The organism is Nonomuraea sp. NPDC050478 (assembly GCF_044458265.1).
Lineage (GTDB): Bacteria > Actinomycetota > Actinomycetes > Streptosporangiales > Streptosporangiaceae > Nonomuraea > Nonomuraea ferruginea.
Genome location: NZ_JBITHT010000006.1, coordinates 142,953 through 159,565 on the forward strand (window position 1 = coordinate 142,953; position 16,613 = coordinate 159,565).

The 16,613-nt window shown below is 70.8% G+C and carries 16 protein-coding genes, 2 tRNA genes and 1 pseudogene; 10 read left to right on the plus strand and 9 right to left on the minus strand.

Translation table 11 applies throughout. The annotated features are described in order from the left end of the window. Nucleotides 1-2: 2 nt before the first annotated feature. Nucleotides 3-1,520: a cobyric acid synthase gene (locus tag ACIBF7_RS29705; protein ID WP_397198646.1), complete on the minus strand. Its 1,518-nt coding sequence runs from the start codon at nucleotides 1,518-1,520 to the stop codon at nucleotides 3-5. 70 nt (nucleotides 1,521-1,590) lie between these two features. On the opposite strand from ACIBF7_RS29705, the gene ACIBF7_RS29710 reads away from it, so the two are divergent. From ACIBF7_RS29710 to ACIBF7_RS29725, 4 genes are all read left to right on the plus strand, one after another. Further along, entirely contained in the window at nucleotides 1,591-2,955 is a 1,365-nt protein-coding gene (locus ACIBF7_RS29710) for an MFS transporter (RefSeq protein WP_397198647.1), read from the plus strand. A gap of 100 nt (nucleotides 2,956-3,055) precedes the next feature. After that, on the plus strand, nucleotides 3,056-3,637 hold the full coding sequence (locus ACIBF7_RS29715; RefSeq protein ID WP_148029843.1) for a helix-turn-helix domain-containing protein: 582 nt from the start codon (nucleotides 3,056-3,058) through the stop codon (nucleotides 3,635-3,637). 17 nt (nucleotides 3,638-3,654) lie between these two features. Beyond that, the gene (locus tag ACIBF7_RS29720; protein WP_148029842.1) at nucleotides 3,655-3,837 is read left to right on the plus strand and encodes a hypothetical protein; all 183 of its coding nucleotides are present in this window, start codon (nucleotides 3,655-3,657) and stop codon (nucleotides 3,835-3,837) included. Nucleotides 3,838-3,900: 63 nt separating this feature from the next. Next, a complete protein-coding gene (locus ACIBF7_RS29725; RefSeq protein ID WP_148029841.1) occupies nucleotides 3,901-4,134 on the plus strand; it encodes a hypothetical protein in 234 nt (77 codons plus the stop codon). Here ACIBF7_RS29725 and ACIBF7_RS29730 read toward each other — a convergent pair. Together ACIBF7_RS29730 and ACIBF7_RS29735 are read right to left on the minus strand one after the other, a co-directional pair. Continuing rightward, a complete protein-coding gene (locus tag ACIBF7_RS29730; protein ID WP_397198648.1) occupies nucleotides 4,118-5,056 on the minus strand; it encodes a cobalamin biosynthesis protein in 939 nt (312 codons plus the stop codon). The two genes, ACIBF7_RS29725 and ACIBF7_RS29730, sit on opposite strands and share 17 nt — an antisense overlap. Before the next feature lie 69 nt (nucleotides 5,057-5,125). Further along, nucleotides 5,126-5,908, minus strand: a complete 783-nt coding sequence (locus tag ACIBF7_RS29735; protein WP_397198649.1) for a phosphotransferase — start codon at nucleotides 5,906-5,908, stop codon at nucleotides 5,126-5,128. A gap of 186 nt (nucleotides 5,909-6,094) precedes the next feature. On the opposite strand from ACIBF7_RS29735, the gene ACIBF7_RS29740 reads away from it, so the two are divergent. Beyond that, nucleotides 6,095-6,168 (plus strand) — tRNA-Arg (locus ACIBF7_RS29740). A gap of 604 nt (nucleotides 6,169-6,772) precedes the next feature. On the opposite strand, the gene ACIBF7_RS29745 is transcribed toward ACIBF7_RS29740, so the two are convergent. Then, a complete protein-coding gene (locus tag ACIBF7_RS29745; protein ID WP_397198650.1) occupies nucleotides 6,773-7,321 on the minus strand; it encodes a hypothetical protein in 549 nt (182 codons plus the stop codon). Nucleotides 7,322-7,504: 183 nt separating this feature from the next. Between ACIBF7_RS29745 and ACIBF7_RS29750 the strand changes: the two are divergent. The 3 genes and pseudogenes from ACIBF7_RS29750 to ACIBF7_RS29760 all read left to right on the plus strand — a co-directional run. Then, nucleotides 7,505-7,866, plus strand: a pseudogene (locus ACIBF7_RS29750) (IS256 family transposase); the annotation flags it as partial. Nucleotides 7,867-7,889: 23 nt separating this feature from the next. Beyond that, nucleotides 7,890-9,365, plus strand: a complete 1,476-nt coding sequence (locus ACIBF7_RS29755) for a hypothetical protein (protein ID WP_397198651.1) — start codon at nucleotides 7,890-7,892, stop codon at nucleotides 9,363-9,365. A gap of 60 nt (nucleotides 9,366-9,425) precedes the next feature. Beyond that, a tRNA-OTHER gene (locus tag ACIBF7_RS29760) sits at nucleotides 9,426-9,515 on the plus strand. A 208-nt stretch (nucleotides 9,516-9,723) separates the two neighbouring features. Here ACIBF7_RS29760 and ACIBF7_RS29765 read toward each other — a convergent pair. Together ACIBF7_RS29765 and ACIBF7_RS29770 are read right to left on the minus strand one after the other, a co-directional pair. Continuing rightward, nucleotides 9,724-10,206, minus strand: coding sequence for a protein-tyrosine phosphatase family protein (locus ACIBF7_RS29765; protein WP_261808358.1), 483 nt, complete (start codon nucleotides 10,204-10,206; stop codon nucleotides 9,724-9,726). 19 nt (nucleotides 10,207-10,225) lie between these two features. Beyond that, entirely contained in the window at nucleotides 10,226-10,816 is a 591-nt protein-coding gene (locus ACIBF7_RS29770) for a CGNR zinc finger domain-containing protein (RefSeq protein ID WP_148029835.1), read from the minus strand. Nucleotides 10,817-10,953: 137 nt separating this feature from the next. Between ACIBF7_RS29770 and ACIBF7_RS29775 the strand changes: the two genes are divergently transcribed. Further along, the gene (locus tag ACIBF7_RS29775) at nucleotides 10,954-13,281 is read left to right on the plus strand and encodes a M28 family peptidase (RefSeq protein WP_397198652.1); all 2,328 of its coding nucleotides are present in this window, start codon (nucleotides 10,954-10,956) and stop codon (nucleotides 13,279-13,281) included. A 112-nt stretch (nucleotides 13,282-13,393) separates the two neighbouring features. Here the strand turns inward: ACIBF7_RS29775 and ACIBF7_RS29780 are convergent, their stop codons facing one another. The 3 genes from ACIBF7_RS29780 to ACIBF7_RS29790 all read right to left on the minus strand — a co-directional run bounded on the left by ACIBF7_RS29780 (nucleotide 13,394) and on the right by ACIBF7_RS29790 (nucleotide 15,907). Further along, entirely contained in the window at nucleotides 13,394-14,569 is a 1,176-nt protein-coding gene (locus ACIBF7_RS29780) for an alpha/beta hydrolase family protein (protein WP_397198653.1), read from the minus strand. Between the two features lie 82 nt (nucleotides 14,570-14,651). Then, nucleotides 14,652-15,539, minus strand: a complete 888-nt coding sequence (locus ACIBF7_RS29785; RefSeq protein WP_397198654.1) for a VOC family protein — start codon at nucleotides 15,537-15,539, stop codon at nucleotides 14,652-14,654. A 41-nt stretch (nucleotides 15,540-15,580) separates the two neighbouring features. Then, nucleotides 15,581-15,907, minus strand: coding sequence for a hypothetical protein (locus ACIBF7_RS29790; RefSeq protein WP_397198655.1), 327 nt, complete (start codon nucleotides 15,905-15,907; stop codon nucleotides 15,581-15,583). Between the two features lie 80 nt (nucleotides 15,908-15,987). Between ACIBF7_RS29790 and ACIBF7_RS29795 the strand changes: the two genes are divergently transcribed. Further along, a complete protein-coding gene (locus tag ACIBF7_RS29795; RefSeq protein ID WP_271279896.1) occupies nucleotides 15,988-16,599 on the plus strand; it encodes a TetR/AcrR family transcriptional regulator in 612 nt (203 codons plus the stop codon). The last annotated feature ends 14 nt before the right edge of the window (nucleotides 16,600-16,613 follow it).

The window sequence follows — 16,613 nt, forward strand, 5'->3', positions numbered from 1 at the left end:
GGTCACCGGGCCCCGGGCGGCAGGCCGGGCACCTGCGGCGGGCCGTTCCCGATCAGGTCGAGCAGCGCCCCGGTGTCCAGGTTCCGCTCCACCAGGTCCCCGAGCGCGTCCAGGCGCCGCTCGCGCAACCGGCCGAAGTCGGTGGCCGGGTCGGGCTCGAACGCGCGCCCCGCCCTCCCGGCCACGTCCGCAAGGAAGGCCCGACGGAACGCGTCGTTCTCCAGCGCGCCGTGCCAGGTCGTGCCCCACACGTTCGCGGCCCGGCAGCCGTCCAGGAACGGCTCGCCGCCCTCCACCGTGACCCGTCCGTGGTGGATCTCGTACGCGTCCACCGGATGCCCGTACGCCTGACCGGACGGCCTGCCGAGCACCTTGTCCGGCCCGAACGTCACCCGCGCGGGCAGCAGCCCGAGCCCGTCCACCCGGCCGGCGCCCGACTCGACCTCGTCCACGATCTCCCTGGCCAGCATCTGGAAACCGCCGCAGATGCCGAGCACCGGCCCGGCGCGGGCGGCGAGCGCGTCGGCCAGCCCGCGCTCACGCAGCCAGGCCAGGTCGGCGACGGTGGCGCGGGAGCCGGGCAGCACCACCAGGTCGGCGTCGTCCAGCTCGGCCGGGCCGGTCACGAACCGCACCACCACGCCCGGCTCGGCGGCCAGCGCGTCCACGTCGGTGAAGTTGGAGACGCGCGGCAGCCGCACCACCGCCACCCGCAGCGTCTGCCTGCCGTGCGGCTTCCCGGTCACCACCCGGCGGCCGTCGAGGGCGAGCGAGTCCTCGACGTCCATCCAGAGCCCGTCCAGCCAGGGCAGCACCCCGTACACGCGCCGCCCGGTCAGCTCCTCGATCATGTCCAGGCCCGGCCTGAGCAGCTCCCGCGCGCCCCTGAACTTGTTGACCACGAACCCGGAGACCAGCGCCTGGTCCGCGGCGTCCAGCAGCGCGACCGTGCCGTAGAAGGCGGCGAACACTCCGCCCCTGTCGATGTCGCCGACCACGATCACCGGCAGGTTCGCGGCCCTGGCCAGGCCCATGTTGGCGAGGTCGCCGGCCCGCAGGTTGATCTCGGCGGGGCTGCCCGCGCCCTCGCACACCACCACGTCGTAGGCGTTCCTGAGCCGGTCCAGCGACTCCAGCGCCGCCGTCCGCAGGCGGTCCTTGAGCGCGCCGTACTCCGTCGCGTCCACGTCGGTCAGCGGGCGGCCCATGAGCACGACCTGGCTGCGGCGGTCGCTGCCCGGTTTGAGCAGGATCGGGTTCATGTCGGCCACCGGCTCCAGCCCGGCGGCCCGCGCCTGGACCTCCTGGGCCCGGCCGATCTCGGCGCCGTCCGCGGTCACGTACGAGTTGAGCGACATGTTCTGGGCCTTGAACGGGGCGACGCGCACGCCCCGCCGGGCCAGCCAGCGGCAGATCCCGGCGGTGACGACGCTTTTGCCGGCGTCTGATGTGGTGCCCGCGACGAGCAGCGCCCCTCTCACGCGCACCACCGTAACGGTGACTCGCCTGAAATCGCCCATTTACGAATCCTGTGACTTCTGCCACTCTAACTAGAACGCGATTCTAGAGTTATCTACTGGAAGGTGGGGCATGGTCGGAACGCTGGGCTCGCCTCGTACCGGCAGGATCGACGCCACGTCACAGGCACCGTTCGGCTGGACGCCGCTCGTCGTGCTCTTCATCGTCGGCCTGGTCGACCGCATCGAGGCCAACCTCCTGTCAGGGGTCCTCCCGCACATCATCAAGGAGTGGGGAATCAGCGACGTCGCGGCGGGCGCGATCCCGACCGCCGCCGCGATCGCCGGGGCCATCGTCGCCATCCCCGCCGGATACCTGGCCGACCGCCGCAGCCGCACCCGCATCATCGCCATCGTCGTCTTCATCTGGGCGATCGCCACGGCGGGCTCCGGCCTGGCGACCGGCTTCGCGATGTTCTTCGGCATGCGGGTGCTGCTCGCCGCCGCCGAGAACATCGACAACCCGGCCTCGGGCAGCCTGCTCGCCGACTGGTACCCGCCCTCCAGCCGGGCCAAGGCGTACGGGCTGGTCCGCGTCACCACCTACCTGGGCGGCGTCGGCACCCTGATCGGCGGCGTGCTCGCGGCGCAGCTGGGCTGGCGGCAGGCGTTCCTCATCATGGTCATCCCCGGCGTGCTCACCGCCCTGCTGGTGTGGTTCCTGCGCGAGCCGCGCCGGGGCGAGCTGGACCGGCTCGTCGCCACCGGCTCCGCCCCCGAGGCCCGGGCCACCGTGCACGCCGAGCCCGTGCCCGAGCCGACGCCCGACAAGGTGCCCGTGCACGACCAGGTGCCGTTCGGCACCCAGCTCCGCCAGGTGATCCGCATCCCCACGCTGATCTTCGTGTGCGTCGGGCTCGGCCTGCTCACCCTGGGCCTGGCCGGCGTCTTCTACTGGATGACCACGCTCATGGTGCGCTCGTTCGGTGTGGACACCGCCGTCGCCGGATCGCTGAGCGGCCTCATCACGGTGGCCGGCACGCTGAGCGGCACCCTCATCGGCTCCTGGCTGGGCCGCAGGTGGCACGGCACCCGCAAGGGCGGCCGCCTGCTCGCGGGCGGCGGCGGCATCACGATCGGCGCGCTCATCCTGGCGCTCGCCCTGTCGATGGACTCGCTGGCCTGGCTGACCGTGCTGACCGTGCTCGCCAGCACCTCGATGTCGATCGCCATCCCCAACATGACCGCCTGCCTGGCGGACGTGGTGCCGGCGAGCGCCCGGGGGCTCGGCTTCGCCGTGCTGCAACTGCTGATGGCCGGCTTCGGCGCGTTCGGCTCGCTGATCGTCGGCATCGTCTCCGAGCGGACCGGCTCGCTGCTGACCGGCATGTACGCGCTGGTCCCCGTGATGGTGATCGGCGGCCTGCTCACGCTCGGCGCCCGCGCCTCCTTCGAGCGGGACGCGCGGAAGGTGCTGGACGCGGCCCGCGCCTCCTGACCGGTCAAGGGCGGGAGGGGTCCCCACCCTCCCGCCCTGTTCTTCCCCTAGATAGGAAAGAAAAGTTGCGCAATTAATCCTTCCCATTTAGGCTGACGCCATGGAGAGCAGGCGCATCACCGACCTGGACACGCTGAAGGCCATGGCCCACCCCCTGCGCCTCAAGCTCTACCGGGCCCTCTTCCAGGCCCGCGTCGCCACCGCGTCCCAGCTCGCCGACCAGGTCGACGAGGCGGTCTCCCTGGTCAGCTACCACCTGCGCAAGCTCGCCGCCCACGGCGTGATCGAGGAGGCCGAGCCGCAGAGCAGCGACGGCCGCGAGCGCTGGTGGCAGCTCGTCATGCGCCACTACAGCGTCCAGGACAAGGACTTCCGCGACGCCCCCGAGCGGGCCGCCGCCTACACCGCGTTCACCCGCACCGCCTTCCACGACCACGTCGAGCTGTACGAGCGCTACCTCGACGAGCAGTCGGCCTGGTCCCCCGAGTGGCGCGCGGCCGCCTTCAGCTCGCAGTCGCTGCCCCGCCTGACCGCCGCCGAGCTGAACGGGCTCAACCAGGAGCTCCTGGAAGTGGTCAGGAGGTGGCAGCGCCACAGCGAGGCCGCCATCGAGGCCGGCGACACCGAAGGCCGCGAGAACGTCAACCTCCACCTGTACGGATTCCCCGCCCGCCGCCCCTGACCGAGGAGGTCACGGCCATGCACCCCGACATCCACCTGCGGCTCATGGAGATCCGCGACGCCGAGTTACGGGAGCGCGCCGACCACTGGCGCGCCACCCGCGACAGCCGCCCCACGATGAGCTGGCGCGTCGGCTGGACCCTCGTCGAGCTGGGCCTGCGTCTCGTCCACCGCGCCCCCGCGAACATCCAGCGGATCTGATCGCCTCGCGGGTGTATCAAGCTGCGGAGCCCTCACTCCATGTGGATGTCGAAGGAGGCTCTCGTGGAAGCCGCAGACGGCCGCGTCATCTTGTTCCTCGTCATCGCGATCGCGCTGTTCATCGCCGGGCGCCGCTACCAGACGCTGGTCGCCACCCGCCAGGCGTGGCGTGACGCGATGAGACTGGTCATCGCACGCAGACAGGTGGCCGCCAACGCCACCAGGTCCATGCTGTGGATGGCCGTCGTCACCGGGTTCGTCCTCTGGCTGGTGGCCAACCTCAACCGGCTGATGTGACCCGCCGCCGCGCCATCCCCCACGCGGCGAGCACCGCCGCGCCGGCCGCCACCAGGCTCACCGCCCGGGTCAGCCGCACCGCCCGCCGGATGTCGCCCACGCCCGGCGGCGGCCCGTCACCCATGGCCGGCCGGTGCTCCACCCTGCCGCCGTACACGTTGGCGCCGCCGAGCGTGACGCCGAGCGCGCCCGCGAAGGCGGCCTCGCACCGCCCGGCGTTCGGGCTCGGATGACGGTGCCCGTCGCGCGCCAGCACGGCCAGCGCCCGCCGCCGGTCCGGCGCGGCCAGCACGGTGATCAGCCCCGTGAGCCGGGCCGGCACGTAGTTGGCCACGTCGTCCAGCCGCGCCGCCGCCCACCCGAACCGCTCGTACCGCGGCGACCGGTGACCCACCATGGCGTCCAGCGTGTTGATCACCCGGTAGGCCAGCAGCCCCGGCACCCCCGCCACCACCCCCCAGAACAGCGGCGCCACCACCGCGTCGGAGGTGTTCTCGGCCAGCGACTCGACCGTCGCCCTCGCCAGCTCCGGCGCCTTCAGCCCCGACGGGTCGCGCCCGCACAGATGCGGCAGCCGCTCCCTCGCCGCCCCCAGATCACCGGCCTCCAGAGCGGACGCCATGCAGGCCCCCTCCCGCGCCAGCGTCGTCGCGCCCAGCACCGCCCAGGTGGCCGCCGCGGTCGACACCGTGCGCGCCAGCGGACTCCGGGCCCGCTCCGCCAGCAACCCGGCCCCGGCCGCCACCCCCACGCAGACCGCCACGTACCCCACGCCGTTCACCCGCGCGTCCCCGTACACCCTGCCCTCGAACCAGGACGCGGCCCGCCCGAACAACGCGACCGGATGCCCCCTCCTGGGATCGGCGAATACGGCGTCGAGCATCACCCCTAGCGCCAGCCCGGCGGCACGACCAGATCTCATGGAGGACATCCTGGCGGACAGCCTTGGCGGAGGGTTCCGGGGGGTTCTGGCGGAGCTTCCTTGGCGGGGTCAGACCAGGTGCGCCCGCAGCCTGTCCTCGTGCGCGTCCAGCCAGGCCGACGCCCGCCGGATCCGCTCACCCGCGCCACCGTCCCACAGCGTCGCCCAGCTCCCGCCGCCCGCCGCCCGCGCCTTCATCACCTCGTACGAGCGATGGAACCGCAACCGCGCCACCTCCAGCAGCCGCCGCCGCTCCCTCGGCCGCAACCCGTACGCGTCACAGAACAGCCGCAGCCGCTCCCCCACGTCCACCCCGCGCAGCAACGGATGCCGATCGACCGGATCCGCGATCGGCGCCCAGTGACGCAACGTCGTCACCACGTCGAACACCCGCGTCGTCGGCCGCGCCTGATCAAAATCGATCATGGCGTACGGAGCCCCGTCCGCGAACACCACGTTGGCCGGCGTCAGATCGCAGTGACCGATCACCTCCGGCGGCGCGTCGTCGTTCGACCCGCCGTCCCACCCGCCAGGCGCGAGCGGAAACCCCTCGGCCGCGTCGTGGAACCCGCGTAACAACCGCGCCAGATCAGCCAGCGCGCCGTCGGAGACCGACACCGGACTCACCCCCGTCGCACCCGGCAGGTAGGTGAGCACCTCGCGTCCCAGCGCGTCGAACCCGAGTACGCGCGGCGCTCCCCGGAAACCTGCGGCTTCCAGATGGCGGAGCAGGGCATGCACGGCAGGCGTCGACGACCTCGCCGGCCTGCGCACCGTGTCACCGACGCGCACCACGCCATCGGTCACATCCCCGCCCTGCAAGGGGATCTCATGCAGGAGCGTCGCGAACATGCCACGACAGCTTAGACCCTCTCCCACCCCCTCGCGTGGGGTTTTTCATGCAGTTCAGGGTGATGGGAGAGGGGATCTGGGGATGAGGAGGTGACGGACAGGAGCGCACGAGGGCGGTGAGGGCGGGCTGACACGGTGGAAAACGTGTGCATGACACGTCGCCGGATCATGCACAATAAGGCGAGAGCGCCCTTAGCTCAGCTGGACAGAGCATCGGACTTCTAATCCGACGGTCGCAGGTTCGAATCCTGCAGGGCGCGCTTATCGCGAGGCTATGACCTGCGAGTATTCGGCGCCTCTGGATCTGGCAGTCCAGCGGAGCCGCTCGGGGGGACCGAAGGGGGACCGCCAGTTTCGGACGCCTCCCCCACGCGAACGCTCCGGGGGGACCAGAGCCGCGCTCGCCTCCGCCGCCGCCCGAGCCATCTCCGGCAACACACTGGTGTAGGTATCCGACGTGATCGCTTGACTGGGGTGCCGCGTCATCGCGCTCGTGGTCTTCATGTCATTGCCCGCCGCCAGAGCCCAGCGTTGCCGTGCCATGCCGAAGATCATGCCGAATCGGAGGCAGTCCGGCGGCGGAGGTCAGCCGCTCGAAATGCTCCGACACCCAGTCCGGCTCCAGCTCGCTGCCGTCCTCCCGGGTGAAGATCCGTCCCGACTCACGCCATGCTCCCGCCGACGCCGGCCGTTCTTCATGCCAGCGCCGGTGGTGCGCCCGCAGGACGGCCAGGGTCCCCGGGTCGAGAGCCACCGGCGCGTGACTGCCCTCGGTTTGGCCCGCCCTTCCTGTCCACGCACGTACGCATTCGCGGCGCGACGGGCCGTTTGCATGCGACCTCGACGCCTCAAGATCGCCAAGTGTCAGCTGGAGTACTCGGCGGGGAAGGTGACGCCGAGGTGCATGGATCGCATCCATTCTTCATCGACAGAAGCTTCCACCAATGCTTCAGCCGTGACGAGTACGGCGCGGCCCCAGCGGTCGTCCCATGATTCCTTGCCGCCAGGTGTGGTGGCGATCCACCGTTCGACACTGGCGAGATCGGGGTTCGGGTACCAGTCGCGACTTGCCGCGTCGAACTCGATCATGCGGCCGTCTTGATGGTGATAGGACACGATCGCCGGGACTTCGTCGCACCACGCAGCCCTCAGGCAAGGCCCTTGCCGCGCCAGGGCGGGAAGAGCACCGGGCGTAGGGCAATCGACGCTGTAGTCCAGGATGACAGTCCCTGTGCCGAGACGCCCGATGAGCATGTCGACATCGCCACCCAGGAATTTCATCGGCTCCGTGATCTCGGGCGGGATATGGCAGGCCGCCAGGACGTCATCGGTCGTCGCGGCGGAGCACCATGTGAGCGCGAGGACGTTATTGGTGTACCCATTGAACCAGCGATAGTAGCTCTTATCGATCAAGGGGTTCCTTTTGGACTATTGGCGGACCGCCCGCCGCCGAGATGATGAAGCCGGCGGCGAAACCTGTGGATCTGACGGGAAGGGGTGTACCTTCCCGAATCATCTGATCAGAGTTTCGGGATAAGGCCGACGCGCCAACGTCGGTCGGGAAGCGCACCCGTGCCGCTTACCGTAGTGCCCGAGTTGCCCGCTGACCACCACGGCGGCTCGGCCGCTCCTGCCTCGCCCTCGTTGATCGAGCAGATCGTTCGTGAGGGCGCCCGCAAGATGCTCGCCGGCGCATTGCAGGCCGAGGTCGATGGCTACATCGCCGCCTTCGCCGGCGAGCGTGACGAGAAGGGCCTCCGGCTGGTCGTGCGCAACGGCCACCAACCGCAAAAGATTCTCACCACGGCCGGCGCGATCGAGGTCATGGCCCTACGCCTCAACGACAAGCGCATCGACAAGGCCAGCGGCGGCGGTTCTTCTCGGCGATTCTGCCCGCTTGGATCCGCAAGTCCTCCCCCATCGGCGAAGTGCTGCCGCTGCTGTACCGGCACGGCCTGTTGCGGCTCACTACTATTCCGCCATGCTTTTCGATCTTGCAGGGTACGCCTTCCTGACCGCGTTCTTCGTCCTGTTCGCGGGCCTTCCCGCAGCCGGGGCCATCCCTGCCGCGATGCTCACCGCCCCGCCTGACCGCCACAAGGTCATGCGCTTGCGCTTCGTCGTCGTGGGACTGTTGGTGTCGATCGCCGGCGTCTTGTTGATGGGGCTCGGCGCCTGGCTGGGGAGGGAGGATTCGCGCTACGGCGCCATCGAATTCCTCGGGATGCTGCTGATCTCCCTCATAGGCGCGGGTCTGCTCGTCGCCGGTCTCGGCCCGCTGCCTTCGTGGCTGCTGCAGCTCTCAGGCCCGTACATGGAACGGCTGCCGCTGCCCCTCCGCCTGGCGGCCCGCGACCTGGCCCACCGTCGTGGCCGCGCGGTGCTCGCTATCACGCTGACGATGATGGCGACGGCCTTCGGCATCGCGCTGACGGTCATCGCGGTCGGCGTAACAACGCAGAGCAGGGCCGAATACTCTCCCCAGGCCCGGCCGGGCACCTTGTTGATCCGGTCAACCGCCTTGTACGAGCAGCAACCTTTCTCGGCGGCCGATGCGAACACCGTACGAGCGGCGATCGAGCAGGAATTACCCGGGGTGCCGATCGCCCAGAGCGAGCGCCCCTCGGGCGAATCCTGGTACTTCGACGCGAGGGCGGAAAACGTCGAAATACCAGAGGAGGCCGTCTACTGGGACTATGCCATCGGCAACGAGAAGCTGCTGCGGTACCTCACGGGCGATCAGTCGACACCGTACGACGAGAGCATGGCCGTGGTGATCACGTCAGCCGAGGTGAAAGTCGACTCGGTCGAACTCTTCTACGAGATCAACGAGAACGATGAGACAGCGACGACCAGGACCGTCCCGGCGGTCATCACCAGGACCGCCGGGACGCACATGGAGACGATCTTCATCCCCTCGAAGATCGTCCAGGATCTCGGCTACCAGCTCCAACCAAACGAACTGATCGTCGACCCCACCCTCCGCCGGGTCACCGTGCAGGAGCAGGAGCGCCTCGACGACCGACTGGACGACGCGGTCGCGGAAACTTACGTCGAGCGGGGCTTCGAAGCTTCGACCTGGTGGATGCCCGTCGTCGCGGTGGCGCTCCTCATCGCCCTCGCGTGCACGCTGGCCACCGGATTCGGAAAGGCCGCCAACGCGCGCCAGGCCCGGGTCCTGAGGCGGGCCGGCAACGGATCAGCCACGGCCTTCCGGTGGTTCTGCGCTTTCCGCGCGGGTCTGAGCACCCTGTACGGCACGGTGCTTGGCGCGGTCGCCGGATGTCCCGCCGGGATGTTGCTGCTGTGGCCCCTGACGGTGCGTATCACGTGGGAAGAACCGGTACGGGTGCCGTTCGAGACTCCCTGGCCGGCGATCGTGGCCGTCGTCGTCGGCCTTCCTCTACTCGCCGCCACCCTCGGTGCGATTCTCGCCCGCGAGCAGTCGTCGCGCTAGCGCCCTTCCCGCTCAATATGGTGGCCGCGCTTGCCCTACTGGCCGGCTGTCGGTCTGGTGGCGCCCTTCGCCATGCTGGCAGTCTTCTTCGTCCAGCCGACGTATGGCTCTTGGGTGTCCCGGCCGCAGGTTCGAGTCCTGCAGGGCGCGCCGTCCAGACCAGTTCAAACACCGTCTGAGCTGGTCTTTTGTCCTGGTACGACTCGCGGTCCGCAGGATGGGCCCGGCGGCGAACGGGGACCCTGGGCAGATTGCGATCGAGGGCGTTGACGCGCATAGGTGGAAATGCCGCAGTTCCTCGCGCTCTCCCGGCCGACCCCCCTCCGACATCAGCAAGGCGTTCAGCGGCCTGGTCGCGTCAATCCGAGCCGAGCGACGGCGGGAAGCGCAGCACCCAGCGGCGCTGCCAAGGGGTCTCGATGGCCCGACGGTGGTGGTGCTCGCGTGTCCAGGCGACGGCGTCGGCCGGGGCGAGGCCGGCCAGGATGGCCAGGCAGGCGACGACCGTGCCGGTGCGGCCGATGCCGCCTCCGCAGGCGACCTCCACCGCGGCGCCCGTCCGCGCTCGCTCGTACAGGGCACGGATCTGCTGGACGGCCACGTCGCGGTCGCGGGGCAGCAGGAAGTCGGGCCACTGGATCCACGCGCGCGGCCACGGCAGCTCGCTCTCGTGGTGGCGGCGGAGCTTGTCGGAGCCCAGGTAGAGGCCGAAGTCGGGTCTGGGTCCCGACGGCAGCGGATGGCGGAGGCCGCGGCCGCGGATCCAGGTGCCGTCGGGGAGCTGGAAGGCGCCTGCGAGGGGCGGTCCGCCCACCGCAGGGGTGTCCATGGGGTCGCTCATGGGGTTCTCCTTGTGTTCTTCAGTGGGCGGCGCTGTCGGAGCGCCGCCGTTCGCGGTGTTTCGCGACATTGATCCGGTTACCGCACACGTCGGGCCTGCAGTAGATGCGACGCCCTCCGCGGCTGATGTCGACGAACACCCCGCGGCAGCCGGGGGCGGCGCAGGCGCGGAACCGGTCGTGCCCGAGCGCCCGGACCGCGCCGAGCAGCCCGATGCCGATGAGCGCGGCCAGTTCCTCGGCCAGCGGCGCGCCCGGCCTGGTGGGGACGTACCACTGCCACCGCCCGCCGGGATCGCGCTCCAGCACCGGCCGGAGTCCTGCCCGCCCGGCCAGCACGGCGCCGCCCGCGACGGCCTGGTCCTCCGTCTCGGTCTCCACGACGCCGCGGGCCTCCCGGCGCAGCAGGTGGACCTCGCGGAGGTCGTCGTCGGTCGGCGGCCGGCCGCCCGCCACGGCGTCGAGCCGCAGCCCGTGCCCCGCGAGCAGTTCCATCAACGCGCCGGGGGTGGGCAGGGCGTCGCCCGCCGGGGCCTGCACGGTGGGCGAGGTGTTGGCCAGATCGCCGGCGAGAGTCGCCCCGACCGCGTAGTCGGTGATGGAGATCCGCATGTCGCACCTCGTTTCAGTAACCGAATAAACGGAACTATACCCCTTACATCGATCACGCGGGGTGCGGAAAACCGCAGGTTCAGACGGGCGGGTGCCTCATTCCGCCAGGTGAGCGGCTCGGCCTACCGTTCTTGGCCATGATCGGAAAGTTGTTCGACGTGCCACGCCGGCTGCTGGCCGGGCTGGCGGCCCTGCTCACCCTGGCCGCGGTGGTCACGTTCACGGCCATGGCGGACAGCACCATGCAGCCGCTGCCGGCCACCGCCCCTGGCGACCAGTTCAGCGCCGGACGCGCACTGGTTCACCTGAAGAAGTTCGCCGCCGGACCACGGCCCGTCGGCAGCCCGGCCGGCGACCGGGCCCGGGACTACCTGGCCGGTCAGCTGCGCGCGGCAGGGCTCGAGGTGGAGATCCAACGCTCGGTGGGTGCCCGTTCGGCGGCGGGGCTGGCGACGTTCGGCCAGGTCGACAACATCGTGGGCCGGCTGCGCGGAACGGACTCGACCGGCACCGTGCTCATCGCCGCGCACTACGACTCCGCGGCCATGGGACCGGGCGCCTCCGACGACGGCGCCGCGGTGGCCGCGATGCTGGAGACCGTCCGGGCGCTGCGCGGCGGCCCCGGCCCGCGCAACGACATCGTGCTGCTCATGTCGGACGGTGAGGAGGACGGCGTGCTCGGCGCCGAGGCCTTCGTCCGCGAGCACCCCCTGGGCAAGGCCGGCGGCGTGCTGCTGAACTGGGAGGCTCGCGGGGTCAGCGGCCCCTCGCTGATGTTCGAGACCTCCGCGGGCAACGCCCGCCTGGTCGAGACCTTCGCGGGAGCCGTCCCCGCGCCGCGCGGCCACTCCGCCATGGTGGAGGTGTATCGGCTGCTGCCCAACAACACGGACTTCACCCCGCTGACCAAGGCGGGCTTCACCGGCATGAACTTCGCCTACATCCAGCGTTCCTCGCTGTATCACACGGCGGGCGACACCATCGCCAACCTCAACCCGGGCAGCCTGCAACACCACGGCAGCAACATGCTGGCGCTGGCGCGCGCCCTCGGCGGCGCGGACCTGCGGACGCTGGACTCCGATCACGACGCCACCTACTTCCGCGCGCTCGGCACCATGATCACGTATCCCGGTCAGTTCGTCTGGCCGCTGGCGGTGCTGGCCGTCGTCGCGGTGGCGGGCCTGGCGCTGCTGGCCCGCGTCAGGCGGCTGCTGAGCCTGCCACGGCTGATCATGGCGACGGCCTCGGCCGTGGTGCCGTTGGCGGCGTCGGCCGTCTTGGCGCAAGGGCTGTGGGAACTGCTGGTGTCCTGGCGGCCGGCCTACGACCTGATGGGCGGGCTGCTGCACCGCCCGCAGCCGTACCGGGCGGCGATCGCGGTCCTGTGCGCGCTGACGGTCCTCGGCTGGTACCTGGTGCTGCGCCGCAGGCTCGGCCCGGCGGCGCTGGCGGTCGGGGCGCTGACCTGGTTCGCCGGGCTGGGCGTGCTGTGCGCCCAGGTCGCTCCCGGGGCGTCTTTCCTGTTCGCCCTGCCGGCGCTGACGGGCGCGCTCGGCTGGCTGGCCGCGGTCCTGCTCCGCACGCCTGCCTGGGCGCGGACGGTCGTGGCGATGCTGGGCCCGGTCACGGCCGCCATGCTGCTGCCGTCCCTGGCCGGGAACGTCTTCGACGGGATGGGGCTGGCGCTCGGCGGGGCGAGCGCGCTGGTGCTGGCCCTGTCCGGGCTGATCGTCGTGCCGATCGCGGAGCTGTTCCTGCCCGATCCCGCCATCCGGCCGAAGCGGGCCGCCGTCCTCGCGGCGCCCCTGACGGCTCTTCTCCTCGCGGCGGGGCTGGTCGTGGCCGGGTTCGTGGTGGACGACTTCGACGCCGACCGGCCGCGGCGCACGCATCTGGCGTACGTCATGGACGCCGAAACTCGTCGTGCCCACTGGGTCAGCGCCGACGTGGACCCGGCGCCGTGGACCAAGCGGTACGTGTCCGGCCATGACGCCTCCGCGCTGCCCCCGGGGTACGCACGCGGCACGCTGCGGACCGGACCGGCACCGGCGATCGCCGCCGAGGGCCCGCGAGCCGACGTCCTGGCGCACAGCGGGGACACGCTGAAACTGCGGGTGACCGCCGGGGAGGGCACGCGCTCGGTGATGCTACGGCTCGACCAGCCGATCAGCCACGCCACCGCGTCGGCCGGCCGGTTCGGGTCGGTGAGCGTGCCCGTCACCGGCACCCGAATCGGCACCTGGCCCTCGGAGATCCGCTTCCGCGGCCTCCCCGCCCGGGGAGTCCAGATCACCCTGCGCGTACCGGAGAAGGACCGGATCCGCCTCACGGTGATCGCCGAGACCGACGGGCTGACCGCGGTGCCGGGCTTCGTCCCCCGGCCTCCTGACCTGGTCGCCGCCACCAGGGAGGACGGTGACCTCACCGCGGTCACGCGTGGTTACACCCTGACCAGGGGCTCCTAGGTCCCACACCGCGGAGGCGGGGCGCCTGAGGCTGGTCTTGATGTCGACCAGCCTCGAACCCGTACAGGGCGGGCAGCGGAGCGTCCGGGACCGCGCGGCCGATAGCGGGACGTCAGCAGTTCTCGGCCGACGGTGCGCAGAATCGGACCTCGGGGTAGCGCGGGGAGGGCTTGTCCAGCAAGGGCTGCGCCTTGCCGCGCAGGTGCAGGTCGAAGAAGGCGGCGACATACTTGCGGGTGATGTCCATCGAGCGGGTTTCCTTCAGGCCGCCGCCGAGGTCCACGCCGAGCTGCTGGAGCAGCATGTCGTAGTCGGTGAAGGACGGATGCAGCGCGCCTTTCACCACCAGCCAGCGTTTCCATCCGGTCAGGTGCTCCCAGTCACGCTTCCAGGTGCTGTCGTCCGAGGGGGCACCCATCAACATGAACGGTCGCGCCAGTCCACTCTCGGGGATCGGGAGAAACATGCTGCCGTCCATGTTGATCCCGGCGCGCACCCGGGAGTCCTTCAGCATCGTCTCCGGGGCGGCGGCCCCGCCGATCGACTGGCCCGCCATCGCGATCCGGGCCGGATTGATCAGGGCGCTGCCTTTCCACGTGGGCCGCGGACCGGTCAACTGGTCGAGCACGAAGGGGATGTCGATCGCCCGGCTCCGGATCACCTTCTCGCCGAAGTCGTCGTCGTTGACGTTCTCGCAGGCGGCGCAGGTGGCGACCCTCCCGTCGGGGAAGGTGGTGGCGAAGTTCTCGTAGGTGTGGTCAATACTGGCCACCACGTACCCTCTGCTCGCCAGGTCCTCGGCCAGACCCGTGAGCGAGCTGCGAGGCCAGGTGAAGCCGGGCGACAGCACCACGAGCGGCAGACTGCGCCGGCGCCCCGACGGCTCGGCGCCGGCGAGGGCGTTCGTCCGCGTCCGGCTCAGCGCTTCTGGCGGTACGTTATCCAGTTCCTTGATCCCCGAGCCCTTCAGGAGCAGCTCCGACTCCTTGGGCGTGACGTACGGTGCGCGCCGCCCGGCACGCGCCACCGTCGGATACCAGAGGGAGACCATGAGCTCCCTCGCCTTGGCCGCGGGGACCCACGGGTCAGGGCGGGTGGTGTCGGTCAGGTGCAGGGAGGTCGTGCCGACGCCGTGAGGGCCGGTCGGCTTCGGGAGATACGGCGTGCCGGGCGCCGCAGCGGCGGGGGCCGGCGCCGAGACGATGGAGGCCGTGAGAGCGAGTAGTCCGGCGACCGCGGCCACGAGTGCGGGCCTTCTTCGCGCTTGATGGGTACTGTCGTGTGCCATGGAGTCGATCTTGCGGTTCCGGATCGGCGCCGGCATCGGCCGCGAGTCCATCGTCCTCGGCCGAAAGGTCGATCTCCCGAGCTCATCGCCCCCGGGTGAAGGCGAGCGGCACTCCATGGGCGTCGTCAGCGGTGACGTAGAAGCCGCCGGGGGTGGTGTGGGTGGTGATCAGGTTGCCTTCGATGAGCGTTCGGGCGGCGGTCAGGTCGCGGACCGCGACGGTATGGGCGGCCAGCAGAGGCAGGGCGGGCACGGTGTGTCCGGGAAGGAAGTCGTCGAGCGAGGACTGCGGGATGATCTCCACTCGTCCGTGCCGCATGGGGAGCACCCGCTTGGGGCCGTCGATCCACACGTCGGCGTCCAGCATGCGGGCGTAGCGCTCTTCGTGGCCGTCCATCTCGTCGTCGGGCACGACGAGCAGCACGCTGTGCAGTCCGATCGCGCCGTTGGGGTGATCGAGGTAGCGCGGCTGGTGGACGTACTGCGGGGTGAGATGCTGGGTAGCCTGAAGCGCCCCCTCGGGGGTGTGGGCGGCATCGATGCGGACGCTGTCGGCGCGGACGGTCCGCGGGCCGTCGGGGGTGGAGACCTCTCGTTCCAGCGCGCGGATTCCGGTGGAGGCCAGGCCCGCGGCGCGCAGCCGTTCTTCGGTGGCGGCCACGTCCCGCGAGCCGAGGGTCATCAGCAGACCGCGGTACGTCCGGCGTAGCTGATGGACGCCCCAGGGGTCGGGAGCGGCGGGATCGACGATGCCGAGCAGTTCGATGAACGACTGCCCGAAGTAGGCGCACCGGTTGGCTGTACAGGTGGGCAGGAGCGGACCCCCGGGCCGTTCGGCGAGTCGGTGGGGCGAGACGGGGCTGAGGGTGAAGCCGAGGGCTTCGTACCGGGCGCAGGTCGCGGCGAGGTCGGTGGTGATGAGCACCGTGTGGTCGATGTAGTCGATGTCGGCGGTGTGTTCGGTCGTCATGCGTTGTCCTTGCTCGGTTCCTGATGATGTCGCGAGAGGTGTCACGCGGCCGCTGCGACGGCGGCGGCGATGAAGAGCACTTGAAGGGCTGTGCGGGCCGGCAGCGGGGTCACGGGTTTCCCGGCCAGGGTGAGGCCGCGGCGGGCCGCCGAGACGTTGGCGGGAAACATGGCGATCATCAGCAGCGCCAGCCCGATCGCCGCGTACGGCGCGACCGGCGCGAACAGCAACCCCACGGCGCCGGCCAGCTCCAGCACGCCGGTGAGAGTGACCAGCAGGGCCGGGCGCGGGAACGACGGCGGGATCATCGCGACGAAGCCGCCGGTGAGGGCGATGAACGGAACCATCCCGTCCTCCAATCTTGTCACCGGATAGATTGGAGGAGGTTCGCCATCTTGTCAATGTCAAGCTAGGGTGTGGTCGTCACGTCGATCACCGGAACGCGGAGGTGGGGAACATCAGCCAGCCGTCCTACCACCACGGCAACCTGCGGCGCGTCATCATCGACGCCGCGCTTCAGGCCATCGGCGAATCCGGCCCGGCCGGATGGAGTCTGCGCGAGCTGGCCCGCCGCGCCGGCGTCTCTCACGCCGCTCCCGCCTACCACTTCGGTGACAAGCAAGGCCTGCTGACGGCCGTGGCCGCCGAGGGCTTCGCCATGTTCGCCGACGCTCTCGAGAGCGCGGCCGCCGACGTGTGGGAGGTCGGCGTCGCCTACCTCCGCTTCGCCCTCGACCACCGGCCCTACTTCGAGGTGATGTTCCGGCCCGAGCTCTACCGCGTCGACGATCCCAGCGTCCAGTCCGCGCACCAGCGCGCCGCGGACGTGCTCATCACCAGCGCCCACTCACTGTCGCCGGGCCCGGAACACGACCGGACCACCACAGTCGCCGCCTGGTCGCTGGCCCACGGCTTCACCACCCTGTGGCTGAGCGGCGCCTTGCCGGAAAGCACGGACGGAGACCCGGAAGCCCTGGCCCGCTCGATGATCCGCCTCGTCTTCGGCGCCCTGGCGGGAGGATCGGCGCCCGGAGAGGACCGGACCGGATCGCGGCGCTAGGACCTGTGCCCGGC

Excerpts from the sequence above, each read along its gene's own strand:
- ACIBF7_RS29705 (WP_397198646.1), bottom strand. The coding sequence starts at position 1,520 with ATGGGCGATTTCAGGCGAGTCACCGTTACGGTGGTGCGCGTGAGAGGG.
- ACIBF7_RS29710 (WP_397198647.1), top strand. The coding sequence starts at position 1,591 with ATGGTCGGAACGCTGGGCTCGCCTCGTACCGGCAGGATCGACGCCACG.
- ACIBF7_RS29715 (WP_148029843.1), top strand. The coding sequence starts at position 3,056 with ATGGAGAGCAGGCGCATCACCGACCTGGACACGCTGAAGGCCATGGCC.
- ACIBF7_RS29720 (WP_148029842.1), top strand. The coding sequence starts at position 3,655 with ATGCACCCCGACATCCACCTGCGGCTCATGGAGATCCGCGACGCCGAG.
- ACIBF7_RS29730 (WP_397198648.1), bottom strand. The coding sequence starts at position 5,056 with ATGAGATCTGGTCGTGCCGCCGGGCTGGCGCTAGGGGTGATGCTCGAC.
- ACIBF7_RS29735 (WP_397198649.1), bottom strand. The coding sequence starts at position 5,908 with ATGTTCGCGACGCTCCTGCATGAGATCCCCTTGCAGGGCGGGGATGTG.
- ACIBF7_RS29755 (WP_397198651.1), top strand. The coding sequence starts at position 7,890 with ATGCTTTTCGATCTTGCAGGGTACGCCTTCCTGACCGCGTTCTTCGTC.
- ACIBF7_RS29765 (WP_261808358.1), bottom strand. The coding sequence starts at position 10,206 with ATGAGCGACCCCATGGACACCCCTGCGGTGGGCGGACCGCCCCTCGCA.
- ACIBF7_RS29770 (WP_148029835.1), bottom strand. The coding sequence starts at position 10,816 with ATGCGGATCTCCATCACCGACTACGCGGTCGGGGCGACTCTCGCCGGC.
- ACIBF7_RS29775 (WP_397198652.1), top strand. The coding sequence starts at position 10,954 with ATGATCGGAAAGTTGTTCGACGTGCCACGCCGGCTGCTGGCCGGGCTG.
- ACIBF7_RS29780 (WP_397198653.1), bottom strand. The coding sequence starts at position 14,569 with ATGGCACACGACAGTACCCATCAAGCGCGAAGAAGGCCCGCACTCGTG.
- ACIBF7_RS29785 (WP_397198654.1), bottom strand. The coding sequence starts at position 15,539 with ATGACGACCGAACACACCGCCGACATCGACTACATCGACCACACGGTG.